Genomic DNA, 16,808 nt, shown 5'->3' with positions numbered 1-16,808 from the left:
CCCGGCCACCGCAGGGCGGGGCCGCGGTCGCCCGCAGGAACCCGGACCCCCGCACCGCCCCCGCGGCCCCGGCCCCCCTGCCACCAGCGCCACCGGCTCCACCAGCGCCACCAGTTCGACCAGTTCCACCCCTGCACCTGCACACCCGCACCTGCGTACGCGCACAGGCACAGGCACGTGACAAGCCTTCCCGGCCCCGTACGACCAGCCCTCCCGGCTCACCAGACCGGGCTTTCGAATTACAGGACTCGGAGAGACTGAGATGGCGAACGACGAGAAGCTCCTCGACTATCTCAAGCGCGTCACGGCCGACCTCCACCAGACCCGGCGCCGCCTGCAGGAAGCCGAGAGCCAGGAACTGGAACCGGTCGCGATCGTCGCCATGAGCTGCCGCTACCCCGGCGGCGTCACCACTCCCGAGGACCTGTGGCACCTGGTCGACGAAGGACGCGACGCCATCTCGCCCTTCCCCGCCGACCGCGGCTGGGACATCGGCCGCCTCTTCGACCAGGACGGCGACCGCGCGGGCACCAGCTACGTCCAAGAAGGCGGCTTCGTCCACGACGCCGGCCACTTCGACCCCGCCTTCTTCGGCATCAGCCCCCGCGAAGCCCAGGCCATGGACCCCCAGCAGCGCCTCATGCTGGAAGTCGCCTGGGAGGCCTTCGAACGCGCCGGCATCGACCCCTCCTCACTGCGCGGCAGCCGGGTGGGAGTCTTCGCCGGCTCCGGCATCCAGGACTACCAGTCCCTCCTGGACTCGGCACCCGAACTCGCCGAGGCCTACATGACCACCGCCGGCTCCGCCGCCGTCATCTCCGGCCGCATCTCCTACGCCCTGGGCCTCGAAGGCCCCGCCCTGACCGTCGACACCGCCTGCTCCTCCTCCCTGGTCGCCCTGCACCTGGCCGCCCAGGCCGTACGCCAGGGCGAATGCTCCCTGGCCCTGGCCGGCGGCGTCATGGTGATGTCCACCCCCTCACCCTTCATCGCCTTCAGCAAACAGCGCGGCCTGGCCCCCGACGGCCGCTGCAAGGCCTTCGCCGAGGCCGCCGACGGCACCGGCTGGTCCGAAGGCGCCGGCCTGCTGCTGGTCGAGCGCCTCTCCGACGCCCACCGCAACAACCACCCCGTCCTCGCGGTCATCCGCGGCAGCGCCATCAACCAGGACGGCGCCTCCAACGGCCTCACCGCCCCCAACGGCCCCTCCCAGCAACGCGTCATCCGCCAGGCCCTGGCCGCCGCCCAACTGCCCCCCTCCCAGATCGACGTCGTCGAGGGCCACGGCACCGGCACCACCCTGGGCGACCCCATCGAGGCCCAGGCCCTCCTTGCCACCTACGGCCAGGACCGCCCCGCCGACCGGCCCCTGTGGCTGGGCTCCATCAAATCCAACATCGGCCACGCCCAGGCCGCCGCCGGCGTGGGCGGCATCATCAAGATGGTCATGGCCATGCGCCACGGCCGGATGCCCCGCACCCTGCACGTGGACGAGCCCTCCACCCACATCGACTGGAACGCGGGCAACGTACGCCTGCTCACCGAGCCCGTCGACTGGCCCGAGAACGAACACCCGCGCCGCGCGGGCATCTCCTCCTTCGGCGTCTCCGGCACCAACGCCCACCTCATCCTGGAACAGGCCCCCGCCCCCCTCCCCGAGGACACCGACCCCGACACCGGCCACAGCGGCACCCCCGCCCGGAGCACCACATCCGTACCGGTGCTGTGGCCCCTCTCGGGCCACCACGCCGACGGCCTGCGGGCCCAGGCCGCCCGCCTCCACACCCACCTCGACCACCAGGACACCCTCACCCCGGCCGACGTCGGCTTCTCCCTGGCCACCAGCCGCGCCGCCCTCGAACACCGGGCCGTCGTGGTGGGCCGCAGCCGCGAAGACCTGCTGGCGGGCCTGTCCGCGCTGGCGGCGGGGGAGCCGGCCGCGAGCGTGCAGCAGGCGCCGGCCTCCGACGGCCTGAGCGCCGTGCTCTTCACCGGCCAGGGAAGCCAGCGTCTGTCCATGGGCCGGGAGTTGTACGAGGCGTTCCCGGTGTACGCATCTGCTTTCGACGCCGTCTGCGAAGCACTGCAGGGACAGCTGGAACGCCCTCTGCAAGAGGTGGTGTTCGGTGACGACGCCGATGCCCTCAACCGCACCGTGTTCGCCCAGGCCGCCCTCTTCGCCGTAGAGACGGCGCTGTTCCGTCTGCTGGAGTCGTGGGGTGTGCGGCCGGACTTCGTGGCCGGGCATTCCATCGGTGAGATCACCGCCGCGCATGTGGCGGGGGTTCTGTCGTTGGAGGATGCGGCTGCGCTGGTTGCGGCGCGGGGCCGTTTGATGGACGCGCTGCCCTCTGGCGGAGCGATGCTGGCGGTGGAGGCCACCGAGGAGGAGGTCCTGCCGCTGCTGGACGGTGTGGTGGGGATTGCTGCGGTCAACGGGCCTACTTCCGTGGTGGTTTCCGGCGCCGAGACCGACGTCGACATGATCGATGAGCACTTCCGTGCGCTGGGCCGCCGGGTAAGCCGCCTGCGGGTCTCGCACGCCTTCCACTCGCCGCTGATGGAGCCGATGCTCGACGAGTTCCGCACGGTGGCCGCCTCGTTGACGTATACGGAGCCGAAGCTGGCCGTCGTGTCGAACGTGACGGGTGCTCTGGCGACGGCCGGGCAGTTGACCGACCCCGAGTACTGGGTTGGTCACGTGCGTGAGGCGGTGCGCTTCGCCGACGGGGTCAAGGCCCTGCACGGCGCGGGCGTCACCCGCTTCATCGAGTGCGGCCCCGACGCGGTGCTGACAGGCCTGGCGCGCCGGATCCTCGACACCACCGGCGAGATCACCTTCGCCCCGGTGCTGCGCAAGGACCGGCCCGAGGACGTCACCGCGCTCACCGCGCTCGGCCACATCTTCGCCTCCGGCGCAGCCGTGGACTGGGACGCCTTCTACGCCGGACACACGGTCACCCGCGTGGACCTGCCCACGTACGCCTTCCAGCGTGAGCGGTACTGGATCGACGCCCACCTCGCTGCCGCCGACGTCGCCTCGGCCGGACTCGACACCGCCGAACACCCCCTGCTCGGCGCCACGATCACCCTCGCCGACAGCGACGGCGTGGTCCTCACCGGACGGCTGTCCACCGACACCCAGCCCTGGCTCGCCGACCACGTCGTCGGCGACACCGTCCTCTTCCCCGGCACCGGCTTCATGGAACTGGTCATCCGCGCGGGCGACCAGGTGGGCTGCGACGTGGTCGAGGAACTGACCCTGCAGGCACCACTGGTGCTTCCCGAGCACGGCGGCGTACAGGTCCAGGTGGCGGTCGGCGCCGCCCAGGACGGCGGCACCCGCACCGTCACCGTCTACTCCCGCCGCCAGGACCCGGCGGCGGGCGACCTGCCCTGGACGCGGCACGCCACCGGTGTCCTGGCCCCCGGCGCCCCCGGTACCGGCGCCGGCAGCGAGGAGGCGGGCGCCGTCCAGTGGCCGCCGGCCGGTGCGGTGCCCGTCGACCTCGACGGGCTCTACGACGGCTTCGCCGAGGCCGGTATGGCCTACGGTCCGGTCTTTCGGGGCCTGCGTTGCGTGTGGAAGTCCGCGGACGGCACCGAGGTGTACGCCGAGGTCTCCCTTCCCGAGCAGGCCCGGGTGGGGGCCGAACGGTTCGCGCTGCACCCCGCGGTGCTGGACGCCTGCCTGCACGCCGCCGTGTTCACCGGCGCCATCGCGGAGCAGGGCGCGCTTCCCTTCGCCTGGTCGTCGGTCACCCTGCACGCCGAGGGCGCGTCCGACGTACGCGTGCGGCTGGCCGCCACGGGCTCCGGGGCGGGCGCGGTGACACTCGAGCTCAGCGACGCGCAGGCCCGCCCGGTCGCCACCGTCGAGTCCCTGGTGCTGCGGCCCATCTCGGCCCAGCAGCTGGCCGCGGCCGCCTCCGGGCCCCGCGACTCCCTGTTCCGGCTGGAGTGGCCCGCACTGCCGGCCGCCGCGCCGGCGCCCCCCGTCGCCTGGCGGCTGTGGGAGGACATCGCCGACGCCGACACGATGACGGCCGTACCGGACGTCATCGTATGGCGCTGCGACACCACCACCGCCGACACCACCACCACCGCCACTGCCGACCCCGTCACCACTGCCGGAACCGCCGCCGCTGCCGGGACCACCACCCCTGCCGGGACCACCACCCCTGCCCCTGCTCCTGCCCCTGTCACCGCCACCGCCGGTGCGGTACGGGCGGCCACCCACCGGGCCCTGGCGGTCCTGCAGGCCTGGGCCGCCCAGGAGCGTTTCGCCGAGGCCCGCCTGCTGGTCCTCACCCAAGGCGCCGTCGCGCTGCCCGGCGAGGACGTCACCGACCTCGCCGCGGCGTCCGTCGGCGGACTGGTGCGCGCCGCCCAGTCGGAGAACCCCGACCGCATCGTCCTGCTCGACGCCGACGAGGTGCCTGATCTCGACGCGCTCGACGCGCTCGTCGCGTCCGCCGTGACCGCGGACGAACCCCAGCTCACCGTACGCCGGGGCGTCACGCACGCCGCCCGCCTGACCCGGGCCGCCGTCCCGGCCGCCACCCCCGACGACGACGGCAGCCGGGCCGCCCCCGCCCCCGCTCCGGGCACCGTCCTGATCACCGGCGCCACCGGCGCCCTGGGCACCCTGTTCGCCCATCACCTGGTGCGCGAACACGGCGTACGCAGCCTGCTGCTGACCAGCCGCAGCGGCAGGTCCGCCCCCGGCGCCGCCGAACTGTGCGACCAACTGTCCGCACTGGGCGCCGAGGTCGACCTGCAAGCGTGCGACGTGGCCGACCGCGCGGCCCTGGCCGCACTGCTGGAGGGCGTGACACTCAGCGGCGTGGTGCACACCGCCGGCGTCCTGGACGACGGGGTGATCGGCTCACTGACCCCCGAACGCCTCGATCACGTCCTGCGCCCCAAGGTGGACGCGGCCCTGCACCTGCACGAGCTGACCGCCGGCATGGACCTGTCGATGTTCGTCGTGTTCTCCTCGGCCGCCGGCGTCCTGGGCGCCCCCGGCCAGGGCAACTACGCCGCCGCCAACGCCTTCCTCGACGCCCTCGCCGCCCACCGCCGAGTCGGCGGACTGGCCGCCCAGTCCCTCGCCTGGGGCCTGTGGGAGGACAACGGCGGCATGGCCGACACCCTCGCCGGCACCGACCTCTCGCGCATCTCCCAGACCGGCATGCACGCACTGAGCGCCGCGCAAGGCCTCGCCCTCTTCGACGCGGCCCGCACCACACCCGAACCGCTCCTGGTGCCCGCCGGCCTCGACCTGCCCGCCCTGCGCGCCCAGGGCGAACGCCTGCCCACCGTCTTCCGCGCCCTCGTCCCGTCAAGCCGCCGCCGCAGCCCGGCCGGTGCGGCCGGCGAGCCGAGCGCACTGCGCCGCCGCCTGGCCCAGCTCGCACCGGACGAACGCCACAGCGCCCTGCTCGAACTGGTCTCCGGCCGGGCCGCCCTGATCCTCGGCCACGCCGGCGCCCACGCCATCGAGCCCGGCCGGGCCTTCCAGGACCTCGGATTCGACTCCCTGACCGCGGTGGAGTTCCGCAACTCCCTCGGCGAAGCCGTCGGCATGCGCCTGCCGGCCACCCTGGTCTTCGACTACCCCACACCGGAAGCCCTCGCCGCCCACCTGCTGCAGCAGGTCGGCGACACCCAGGACGTCCTGGCCTCCGTGGCCCCCGTCCTGGCCTCGGACGACGAACCGATCGCGATCGTCGCCATGGCCTGCCGCTACCCCGGCGCGGTGGCCTCCCCCGAGGACCTGTGGCGCCTGGTCGCCGAAGGGGTGGACGCCGTGTCCCCCTTCCCCGACAACCGCGGCTGGGACCTCGAGCAGGTCTACGACCCCAGCGCCGAACGCCCCAACACCACCTACACACACGAAGGCGGCTTCCTCCACGACGCGGACCGCTTCGACCCCGCCTTCTTCAACATCAGCCCCAACGAGGCCCTGGTCATGGACCCCCAGCAGCGCCTGCTGCTGGAGACCTCCTGGGAGACGTTCGAACGCGCCGGCATTGACCCCCTCACCCTCAAGGGCAGCCGCACCGGCGTCTTCGCCGGAATGATGTACCACGACTACGCGGCCAACAACAGCACCGGCGCCATCGCCTCCGGACGCGTCTCCTACGTCTTCGGCCTGGAGGGCCCCGCGGTCACCGTCGACACCGCCTGCTCCTCTTCCCTGGTCGCCCTGCACCTGGCCGCCCAGGCCCTGCGGTCCGGGGAATGCTCCCTGGCCCTGGCCGGCGGCGTCGCCGTGATGGCCACCCCGGAGGTCTTCGTGGAGTTCAGCCGCCAGCGCGGCCTGGCCAAGGACGGCCGCTGCCGCTCCTTCGCCGCCTCCACCGACGGCACCGGCTGGGGCGAAGGCGTCGGCATGCTCCTGGTGGAGCGCCTGTCCGACGCCCGCCGCAACAACCACCCCGTCCTGGCCATCGTCCGCGGCAGTGCCATCAACCAGGACGGCGCCTCCAACGGCCTCACCGCCCCCAACGGCCCCTCCCAGCAACGCGTCATCAAACAAGCCCTGGCCAGCGCCCAGCTCACCCCCGACCAGGTCGACCTGGTCGAGGCCCACGGCACCGGCACCACCCTGGGCGACCCCATCGAAGCCCAGGCCCTGCTGGCCACCTACGGCCAGGACCGCCCCGAAGACCGGCCCCTGTGGCTGGGCTCCATCAAATCCAACATGGGCCACACCCAGGCCGCCGCCGGCGTCGCCGGCATCATCAAGATGGTCATGGCGATGCAGCACGCCACGATGCCCAAGACCCTGCACGTGGACGCCCCCACCCCGAACGTCGACTGGGACGCCGGAGCGGTGGAGCTCCTCACCGAACCCCGCACATGGCCCGCCCCGCAGGACGGCCGCCCGCGCCGCGCGGGCATCTCCTCCTTCGGCCTCTCCGGCACCAACGCCCACGTCATCGTCGAAGAACCCCCGACCGCACCCCCGGCGCCGGCCCCGGCCGACGCCCAAACCCCGGCGACCGGTTCACCGGCCGTGCCGTGGGTGATCTCCGCCCGCGGCGCCGACGCGCTGCCCGCGCAGGCCGAGCGCCTGGCGCAGTGGGTGAGGGACCATCCCGGTCTGGCCCCCGCCGACATCGGCTTCTCCCTCGTGTCCTCGCGGGCCGTGCTGGAGCACCGGGCGGTGGTGGTGGGCCGCAGCCGCAAAGAGCTGCTGGCCGCGCTCACCGCCTCGACCGGGACGCCGGTACGCGCACGGACCTCGGGCCGCACCGCCGTCCTCTTCACCGGCCAGGGCAGCCAGCGCCTGTCCATGGGCCGCGAGCTGTACGAGGCGTTCCCGGTGTACGCATCCGCCTTCGACGCCGTCTGCGAAGCGCTGCAGGGCCGGCTGGAACGCCCGCTGCGGGAGGTGGTGTTCGGTGACGACGCCGATGCCCTCAACCGCACCGTGTTCGCCCAGGCCGCCCTGTTCGCCGTGGAGACGGCGCTGTTCCGTCTGCTGGAGTCGTGGGGGGTGCGGCCGGACTTCGTGGCCGGGCACTCCATCGGTGAGATCACCGCCGCGCATGTGGCAGGGGTTCTGTCGCTGGAGGATGCGGCTGCGCTGGTGGCGGCGCGGGGCCGTTTGATGGACGCGCTGCCTTCCGGGGGAGCGATGCTGGCGGTGGAGGCCACCGAGGAGGAGGTCCTGCCGCTGCTGGACGGTGTGTTGGGGATCGCCGCGGTCAACGGTCCCACCTCCGTGGTGGTCTCCGGCGCCGAGACCGACGTCGACATGATCGATGAGCACTTCCGTGCGCTGGGCCGCCGGGTGAGCCGCCTGCGGGTCTCGCACGCCTTCCACTCCCCGTTGATGGAGCCGATGCTCGATGAGTTCCGCACGGTGGCGGCCTCGTTGACGTATGCGGAGCCGAAGCTGGCCGTCGTGTCGAACGTGAGCGGCGTCCTGGCGACGGCCGGGCAGTTGACCGACCCCGAGTACTGGGTCGGTCACGTGCGTGAGGCGGTGCGCTTCGCCGACGCGGTGAAGACCCTGCACGGTGCGGGCGTGACCCGGTTCGTGGAGTGCGGTCCCGATGCCGTGCTGACGGGCCTGGCCCGCCAGGTCCTTGACGGCGTCGACGAGGTGACCTACCTGCCGGTGCTGCGCAAGGACCGGCCCGAGGACGTCACCGTACTGACCGCGCTCGGTGGGCTGTTCGCCTCCGGTGCAGTCGTGGACTGGGACGCCTTCTACGCCGGACACGGCGCCACCCGCGTGGAGTTGCCGACGTACGCCTTCCAGCGCGAACGCTACTGGCTGGGAACGCGCGAGTACATGGCGGACTCCTGGTACGGAGGCGAGACCGTCGGTATCTCGGCCGCCGGTCTGCAGGCCGCCGGGCACCCCCTCCTGGGCGCAGCCGTCAGCCTCGCCGACACGGACGGCGTGCTGCTGACCGGCCGGCTGGCTCTGGACACCCACCCGTGGATCGCCGACCACGACGTCCTGGGCAGCGTCCTGCTGCCCGGTACGGGGTTTGTGGAGTTGGCGTTGTATGCGGGTGAGCAGGTGGGGTGTGGGGTGTTGGAGGAGTTGACGCTCCAGGCGCCGCTGGTCCTGCCGCGGGGCGGGGGTGTGCAGATCCAGGTGGCGGTCGGCGGTGCCGATGAGTTGGGTGCGCGGACGCTGACGGTGCATTCGCGTCCGCAGCGGGAGCAGGATCTGCAGGCCGCGCCGTGGCTGCTGCATGCGCAGGGCACCGTCCACAACGATGCGGGCGCGGTGGTGGCGGGTGAGGATCTGGCGGTGTGGCCGCCGGCCGGTGCCCGGCGGGTGGAGGTCGCGGACGCCTACGTGATGCTGCTGCGTCAGGGGTATGCCTACGGTCCCGTCTTCCAGGGCTTGAAAGCGGCCTGGCGGCGTGGTGACGAGGTGTTCGCCGAGGTCGAACTTCCCCAGGAAGAACATGACCAGGCCCGGCAGTTCGGCCTGCACCCGGCGCTTTTGGATGCGGCCATGCATGCCGCGCTGGTCGATGACAGCGGTGAGCGCGACGGTGAACCCGTCCTGCCGTTCGTGTGGAACCAGGTCCAGCTCCAGGCCACCGGCGCCACCAACCTGCGCGTCCACATCGCCCAGAGTGGATCGGCAGCCGACAACAACCTCAGTCTGAACGTCGCCGACGCGGAGGGCCGTCCGGTGCTGTCGGTCGGCTCGGTGGTCGGACGGCCCGTATCCGCAGGCCAGTTGGAGTCGTCCGACGCGGCACTGGAACGGTCGTTGTGGCAGGTGGACTGGACTCCGGCAGCCACCACCGCAGCTGACCCCCTGCCCCTGCCGCTGTGGGACGACGTGCAGGATGCGCAGGGTCTGCCGCCTGTTGTGGTGTGGGAGGTGCCGCGCACGGAGGGCTCGGTTTTGGAGCGGACCCGGTCGGTGACCGGTGCCGTGCTGGAGCGGGTGCGGCAGTGGCTGGACGATTCGCGTGCGGGTTCCTCGCGGCTGGTGGTGGTGACCCGCAACGCGGTCAGCATCCCCACCGACACCAGCACCGGTACTGCTGACGCTGCTGTTACTGCTGCCGATGTTGATGTGGCGGTGGCGGGTGTGTGGGGTGTGCTGCGGGCCGCGGCTGCCGAGAACCCGGGCCGCTTCACCGTCGTCGACCTCGACGCCGGTGCGGACGTCGCTGTCGCGTCTGCCGCCGTGCAGGCGGGGGAGAGCGAACTGGCGGTCCGCGCAAGCCGGGTGCTGCTGCCCCGGCTGGTACGTGCTCTGGCTCCAAAGGAACCACTCCTCCCGGACACGATCGACACGGCGGACGTACCGGATGCGGTTGGTGTGTCGGGTGTGGGGTGGGGTTCGGGGACGGTGCTGGTGACCGGTGGTACCGGGGGTCTGGGTGCGTTGGTGGCCCGGCATCTGGTGCGTGAGCGGGGGGTGCAGGATCTGCTGCTGACCAGCCGGCGCGGCCTTGAGGCGGCCGGTGCAAGTGACCTGGTGGCGGAGCTGGAAGGACTGGGGGCGCGGGTGCGGGTGGCCGCGTGTGATGTGGCCGACCGTGGTGCGCTGGCCCGTCTCCTGGCCGGCATCGACCCGCAGTACCCGCTGTCGGGTGTGGTGCATGCGGCCGGTGTGATGGACAACGCCCTGGTGCAGGACGTGGACCGGGAGCGTCTGGAGCGGGTGCTGGCGCCCAAGGCGGACGCGGCCTGGCATCTGCACGAGCTGACCGCGCACCTGGAGCTGTCGGCGTTCGTGCTGTTCTCCTCCGCGGGCGGCATGGTGCTGGCGGCGGGGCAGGCCAACTATGCGGCCGCCAACACGTTCCTGGACGCGCTGGCCGCCCACCGCCACCACCTGGGCCTGCCCGCCACCTCCCTGGCCTGGGGCCTGTGGGCGTATGACACGGGGCTGGGGGGTGTGTCCTCGCAGGCGGACGCGGAGACGCGGATGGCGCGGCTGGGCCTGCCCGCCCTGCCCGTCGAGGAGGCGCTGGGTCTGCTGGATGGTGCTGTGGACCGGCCCGGGCAGCCGCTGCTGATCCCGCTGCGGATCGACACCACCGCACTGGCCGCACGGGGCGAGGAACTGCCCGCCCTCCTCAAGGGCCTGGTCAGGACCCGCGTCCGGCAGGCGGCCGGCGCCCGGTCCGGCAGCTCGACCCTGCAGCAGAGGCTGGCCCCGCTCACCGCCGCCGAGCGGCTGCGCGAGCTCATGAACGTCGTACGCGGCGAGGTCGCCGGAGTGCTGGGGCACACGTCGATCGACGCGGTGGAACCGGACCGGGCCTTCAAGGACCTCGGCTTCGACTCCCTGGCCGCCGTCGAACTGCGCAACCGGCTCAACGAGGCGACCGGACTGCGACTGCCCGCCACCCTCGTCTTCGACTACCCCAGCGCACAGGCGGTCGTCGAGTACGTCGACACCGCACTGGGCGGGGCCGAGCAGGCGACGGCGGCCCCGGTGGCCGCCGTCGCGCGCGGCGAGGACGACGACCCGATCGCGATCGTGGGGATGGCGTGCCGCTTCCCGGGCGGGGTGACCTCGCCCGAGGACCTGTGGCAGCTGGTGGCGGACGGTGTGGACGCGGTCTCGGAGTTCCCCGGCGACCGCGGCTGGGACGCGGGCGTCTTCGACCCGGAGCCCGGACGGGCCGGCAAGACGTACGCACGTGAGGGCGGATTCCTTTACGACGCGGCCGACTTCGACCCCGGGTTCTTCAACATCAGCCCCAACGAGGCCCTGGTGATGGACCCCCAGCAGCGCCTGCTGCTGGAGACGGCGTGGGAGACCCTCGAGCGTGCCGGGGTCGACCCCGGCGTCCTCAAGGGCAGCGCGACCGGTGTGTTCGCCGGCGTGATGTACCACGACTACGGCCTCGGTGACGAAGCCGCCACCACCAGCGGAGGCAGCCTGGTGACGGGCCGTGTCTCCTACACCCTGGGCCTGGAGGGCCCGGCCGTCACCGTCGACACCGCCTGCTCCTCCTCCCTGGTCGCCCTGCACCTGGCAGTGCAGGCGCTGCGCTCGGGGGAGTGCTCGCTGGCCCTGGCCGGCGGCGTCGCCGTGATGTCGACGCCCGGCATGTTCATCGAGTTCAGCCGCCAGCGCGGTCTGGCGGCCGACGGCCGCTGCAAGTCCTTCGCCGAGTCCGCCGACGGTGTCGGCTGGGCCGAGGGCGCGGGCATGCTGCTGGTGGAGCGTCTGTCCGACGCCCGCCGCAACAACCACCCCGTCCTGGCCGTCATCCGTGCCAGCGCCGTCAACCAGGACGGCGCCAGCAACGGGATGACCGCCCCCAACGGTCCCTCCCAGCAGCGCGTCATCCGCCAGGCCCTGGCCGGCGCCGGGCTGTCGTCGGGCGACGTGGACCTCGTGGAGGCCCACGGCACCGGCACCACCCTGGGCGATCCCATCGAAGCCCAGGCGTTGCTGGCCACCTACGGCCAGGACCGTCCCGAAGACCGGCCGCTGTGGCTGGGCTCCATCAAGTCCAACATCGGCCACGCCCAGGCCGCCGCCGGCGTGGGCGGCATCATCAAGGCCGTCATGGCGATGCAGCACGCCGTGATGCCCAAGACCCTGCACGTGGACGCCCCCAGTTCGAACGTGGACTGGGAGGCCGGGGCGGTCCAGCTGCTGACGGAGGCCCGCGAGTGGCCGGCGCTCAAGGACGGCCGGCCGCGCCGTGCCGGTATCTCCTCCTTCGGCATCAGCGGCACCAACGCGCACATCATCGTCGAAGAGCCCACCCCCGTGCAGACCCCGGTACAGGCGACGGCCCAGACCCCGGCCCCGGCCAACACCGAGACCGCGGCCACCGGTTCATCCGTCGTGCCGTGGGTGATCTCCGCCCGCGGCGCCGACGCGCTGCCCGCCCAGGCCGAACAACTGGCCCACTGGATGGAAAAGCGCCCTCACCTCACCCCGGCCGACATCGGCTTCTCCCTGGCCACTTCACGTGCCGCCCTCGAACACCGGGCGGTCGTGGTGGGCCGCAGCCGCGAGGACCTCCTGGCCGCGCTCACCGGGCTCGGCGACGACGCGGTGACCCGGTCGCGTTCCTCGGGCCGCACCGCCGTGCTCTTCACCGGCCAGGGCAGCCAGCGCCTGTCCATGGGCCGGGAGCTGTACGAGGCGTTCCCGGTGTACACAGCCGCCTTCGACGCCGTCTGCGAAGCACTGCAGGGACAGCTCGAACGCCCTCTGCAAGAGGTGGTGTTCGGTGACGACGCCGATGCCCTCAACCGCACCGTGTTCGCCCAGGCCGCCCTGTTCGCCGTAGAGACCGCCCTGTTCCGTCTCCTCGAGTCGTGGGGTGTGCGGCCGGACTTCGTGGCCGGGCATTCCATCGGTGAGATCACCGCCGCCCACGTCGCCGGCGTCCTGTCGTTGGAGGATGCGGCGACGCTGGTGGCGGCGCGGGGCCGTTTGATGGACGCGCTGCCTTCCGGGGGAGCGATGCTGGCGGTGGAGGCCACCGAGGAGGAGGTCCTGCCGTTGCTGGACGGTGTGGTGGGGATTGCTGCGGTCAACGGGCCTACTTCCGTGGTGGTCTCCGGCGCCGAGACCGACGTCGACATGATCGATGAGCACTTCCGTGCGCTGGGCCGCCGGGTAAGCCGCCTGCGGGTCTCGCACGCCTTCCATTCCCCGTTGATGGAGCCGATGCTCGACGAGTTCCGCACAGTGGCCGCCTCGTTGACGTATACGGAGCCGAAGCTGGCCGTCGTGTCGAACGTGAGCGGCGTCCTGGCCACGGCCGAGGAGCTGACCGACCCCGAGTACTGGGTCAGCCACGTCCGCCAGGCGGTGCGCTTCGCCGACGCGGTGAAGACCCTGCACGGCGCGGGCGTCACCCGCTTCGTCGAGTGCGGTCCCGACGCCGTCCTGACAGGCCTGGCCCGCCAGGTCCTCGACGGCGTCGACGAGGTGACCTACCTGCCGGTGCTGCGCAAGGACCGGCCCGAAGACGTCACCACGCTCACCGCGCTGGGCGGGCTGTTCGCCTCCGGTGCAGTCGTGGACTGGGACGCCTTCTACGCCGGACACGGCGCCGAGCGCGTGGACCTGCCCACGTACGCCTTCCAGCGCCGCCGTTACTGGGTCGACGCGCAGGTCGGCGGGGCCGATTTCGCCTCGGCCGGGCTGGATGGCGCCGAACACCCCCTGCTCGGCGCCACGATCGCCCTGGCCGACAGCGGCGGGCTGCTGCTGAGCGGGCGTCTGTCGCCCAGGACGCAGCCCTGGCTGGCCGACCACGTGGTCGGTGACAGCGTCCTCTTCCCCGGTACCGGGTTCGTCGAACTGGCCCTGCACGCCGCCGACCAGGTCGGCTGCACGTATCTCGACGAACTCACCCTGCAGGCCCCGCTGATCCTGCCCCAGGACGGTGGCGTCCAGGTGCAGGTCGTCCTCGGCGGACCCGACGGGTCCGGCGCCCGCACGCTGACTGTCCACTCGCGTCCGCAGCAGCCGGGGCACGAGAGCGTGCCCTGGCTGCTGCACGCGCAGGGCACGGTCAGCCCCACCGCACCCGCCGCACCCGCCGCGCCGCAGCAGCCGGGGGCGCCGTGGCCGCCGGCCGGTGCCACGCCGGTCGACGTCCGGGACGCGTACGAGGTGCTGCGGAGCCACGGCTACGTCTACGGGCCCGTCTTCCAGGGGCTGAAGGCGGCCTGGCGGGACGGCGAGGAGCTGTTCGCCGACATCGAGCTGCCGCAGGAGGAACACGCCCAGGCGCAGCGTTTCGGGGTGCACCCGGCGCTGCTGGACGCGGCGCTGCACGTGGCCCTGCTGCACGGCGCCGCACAGGAGAGCCAGAACGACCAGAACGACCAGGACGCCCCGGGTGGCGAGGGCGGCGGGTCGCGGGGGCGCAGGCTGCTGCCGTTCGCCTGGTCGGGTGTCGCGCTGCACGCCGCCGGTGCCTCGGCGGTGCGGGTCCGGCTGGTGACGGGGGAGCGGGACACGGTGTCGCTGACCCTGACGGACCCGGCGGGCCTGCCGGTGGCCACCGTGGGGTCGCTGCTGTCGCGGCCGGTCGGCGAGGAGCAGCTGGTGGCGCCCTCGGCGGTCCACGAGGCGCTGTTCGCCCTGGAGTGGACGCCGGTGACGGTGCCCGCCGGTGTGCAGCCGCCGGCCTGGGCCCGCTGGGAGGACGTCGTGCACGCCGCGGACGACGGCACTCTGCCGGACGTGCCGCAGGTCGTGGTGCTGCGCTGCGAGGAGAGCCCCGGCGCCCCGGCGAAGGGCGCCCCGGCGGACGGCGCGGCGGTGGACGGTGCGCCGGTGGAGGCCGACGCGGTCCGCCGGGCCACCGCACGGGCGCTGGGGGTGCTGCAGGCCTGGACGGGGGACGAGCGCTTCACCTCCTCGGACGCGACGCTGGCCGTCGTGACCCGGGGCGCGGTCGCACCCGAGGGCGAGGACGTCACCGATCTGGCCGGGGCCGCGGTGTGGGGGCTGACCCGTGCCGCCCAGCTGGCCCATCCGGGACGCATCGTGCTGGTCGACCTCGACGCACGGGCCGCGGACGGCGACGCGGCCACGGCCCAGGCGCTCGCCGGGGTCCTGGCCTGCGCGGAACCGCAGACCGTGGTGCGCGGCGGCGCGCTGCGGGCCGCCCGGCTGACCCGGGTGCGGGCCGGCCGGGGCGAGAGCGGGGCGCCGGCCACCCGCTTCGGCGCCGGCGCCCCGGTGCTGGTCACCGGCGCGGGCGGCATGCTCGGACGGCTCTTCTCCCGCCACCTGGTGACCCGTTACGGGGTGGACGAACTGCTGCTGACCAGCCGGCGCGGCGAGGCGGCGCCGGAGCTGGTGCGGCTGCGGGAGGAACTGACCGCGCTGGGCGCCCGGGTCGAGGTCGCCGCCTGTGACGTGGCTGACCGCACCGCCGTGCAGGCACTGCTCGAAGGACGCAGGCTCGCCGGGGTCGTGCACCTGGCGGGCGTGCTGGACGACGGCGCCCTGGCCTCCCTGACCCCGGAGCGGATGGACGCGGTGCTGCGGCCCAAGGCGGACGCGGCGCTGCACCTGCACGAGCTGACCGCGGGCATGGACCTGTCGGCGTTCGTGGTGTTCTCCTCGGCCGCGGGCACCCTGGGCAATGCCGGACAGGGCAACTACGCGGCGGCCAACGCGTTCTTGGATGCCCTGGCCCAGCACCGCCGGGCCCGGGGTCTGGCCGGGCAGTCGCTGGCCTGGGGGCTGTGGGGCAGCGACACCGGCATGGCCGGCGAGCTGGCCGAGGCGGACCGCAGGCGCATGAGCCGGGTCGGTATCGGTGCGCTGAGCGCCGAGCAGGGCCTGGCGCTGTTCGATGCGGCCGTGGCGCTGGAGCGGGCGGCGCTGGTGCCCATCGACCTGGACACCGCGGTGCTGGCCGAGGCCGGCGACCAGCTGCCCGCGCTCTACCGGGCGCTGGTGCGTCCCATGGTGCGCAGGTCGGCGGCGGCGGCCGCCCGGCCGGAAGCCGGCGCGGCGCCGGTGGCGCTGCGCGAGCGGCTCCTCGCGCTGGCTCCGCAGGAGCGGTTGGCCGAGCTGCTGGAGGTGGTGTGCCGGCAGGCCGCCACGGTGCTGGGGTATGCGAGTGCGCAGGAGGTGGAGGCGGACCGGGCGTTCAAGGACCTCGGGTTCGACTCGCTGAGCGCGGTGGAATTCCGCAACCAGGTCAACTCCGCGACCGGGCTGCGCCTGCCGGCGACGCTCGTGTTCGACTACCCCAACGCCCGGGTGCTCGCCGAGCGGCTGCACGAGGAGCTGATGCCCGCACACCGGACCGCCCACGGCGACGGTGCCCACGGCAACGGCGAGGGCGGGGACGGGCAGGAGGCGCAGGTGCGGCGCATCCTGCAGGCCATCCCGTTCAGCCGGCTGCGCGAGGCCGGCCTGATGGAGCTGCTGCTGGAACTGGGCGGCACGCAGGACGGTACGGAGGCCGGGGCGGGCGTGCCGGACGAGGAGGAGGCCATCGACGAGATGGACACCGAGTCCCTCATCAGCATGGCCCTGGACGGACTCGCCGACGACCACGTGTGATCCGGCGGCGCGTGCGCGGCCCCGGCCCGCCACGGACCCCCGGCCCGCCACGGACCCGCGGCCCGGCACGGCCCACGGCGGGCCGTGCCCCGCCGTGCGGTGCGCGGGGCCCGCCGCCGCGCACCACGCCGCAGCCCCTGCCACCACCCGCACCGCCCGTACACCCGTACTTGCCCGTACCACCCGCACACCCGTACCGCCCGCACACCCGTACCGCCGGGGCCCGTGCCCCCTCTTGATCTTCTCTTTGGTCTTCTCTTTGATCTTTTGTCCGATCTTCACCGCGACC

1 protein-coding gene is annotated in these 16,808 nt (G+C 73.2%); it reads left to right on the top strand.

Annotated elements, in window-relative coordinates:
• Nucleotides 1–262: 262 nt before the first annotated feature.
• A complete protein-coding gene (locus QFZ75_RS40955) occupies nucleotides 263–16,519 on the top strand; it encodes a type I polyketide synthase (RefSeq protein ID WP_307545921.1) in 16,257 nt (5,418 codons plus the stop codon).
• Nucleotides 16,520–16,808 lie beyond the last annotated feature (289 nt).

Origin of the sequence: Streptomyces sp. V3I8, assembly GCF_030817535.1 — a bacterium.
Lineage (GTDB): Bacteria > Actinomycetota > Actinomycetes > Streptomycetales > Streptomycetaceae > Streptomyces.
Note: the sequence above shows the minus strand (reverse complement) of the source record. Positions and strands in the feature narration are given on the sequence as shown.

Bases quoted from the DNA above. Each gene is read 5' to 3' on its own strand.
- QFZ75_RS40955 (WP_307545921.1), top strand. From the start codon at position 263: ATGGCGAACGACGAGAAGCTCCTCGACTATCTCAAGCGCGTCACGGCC.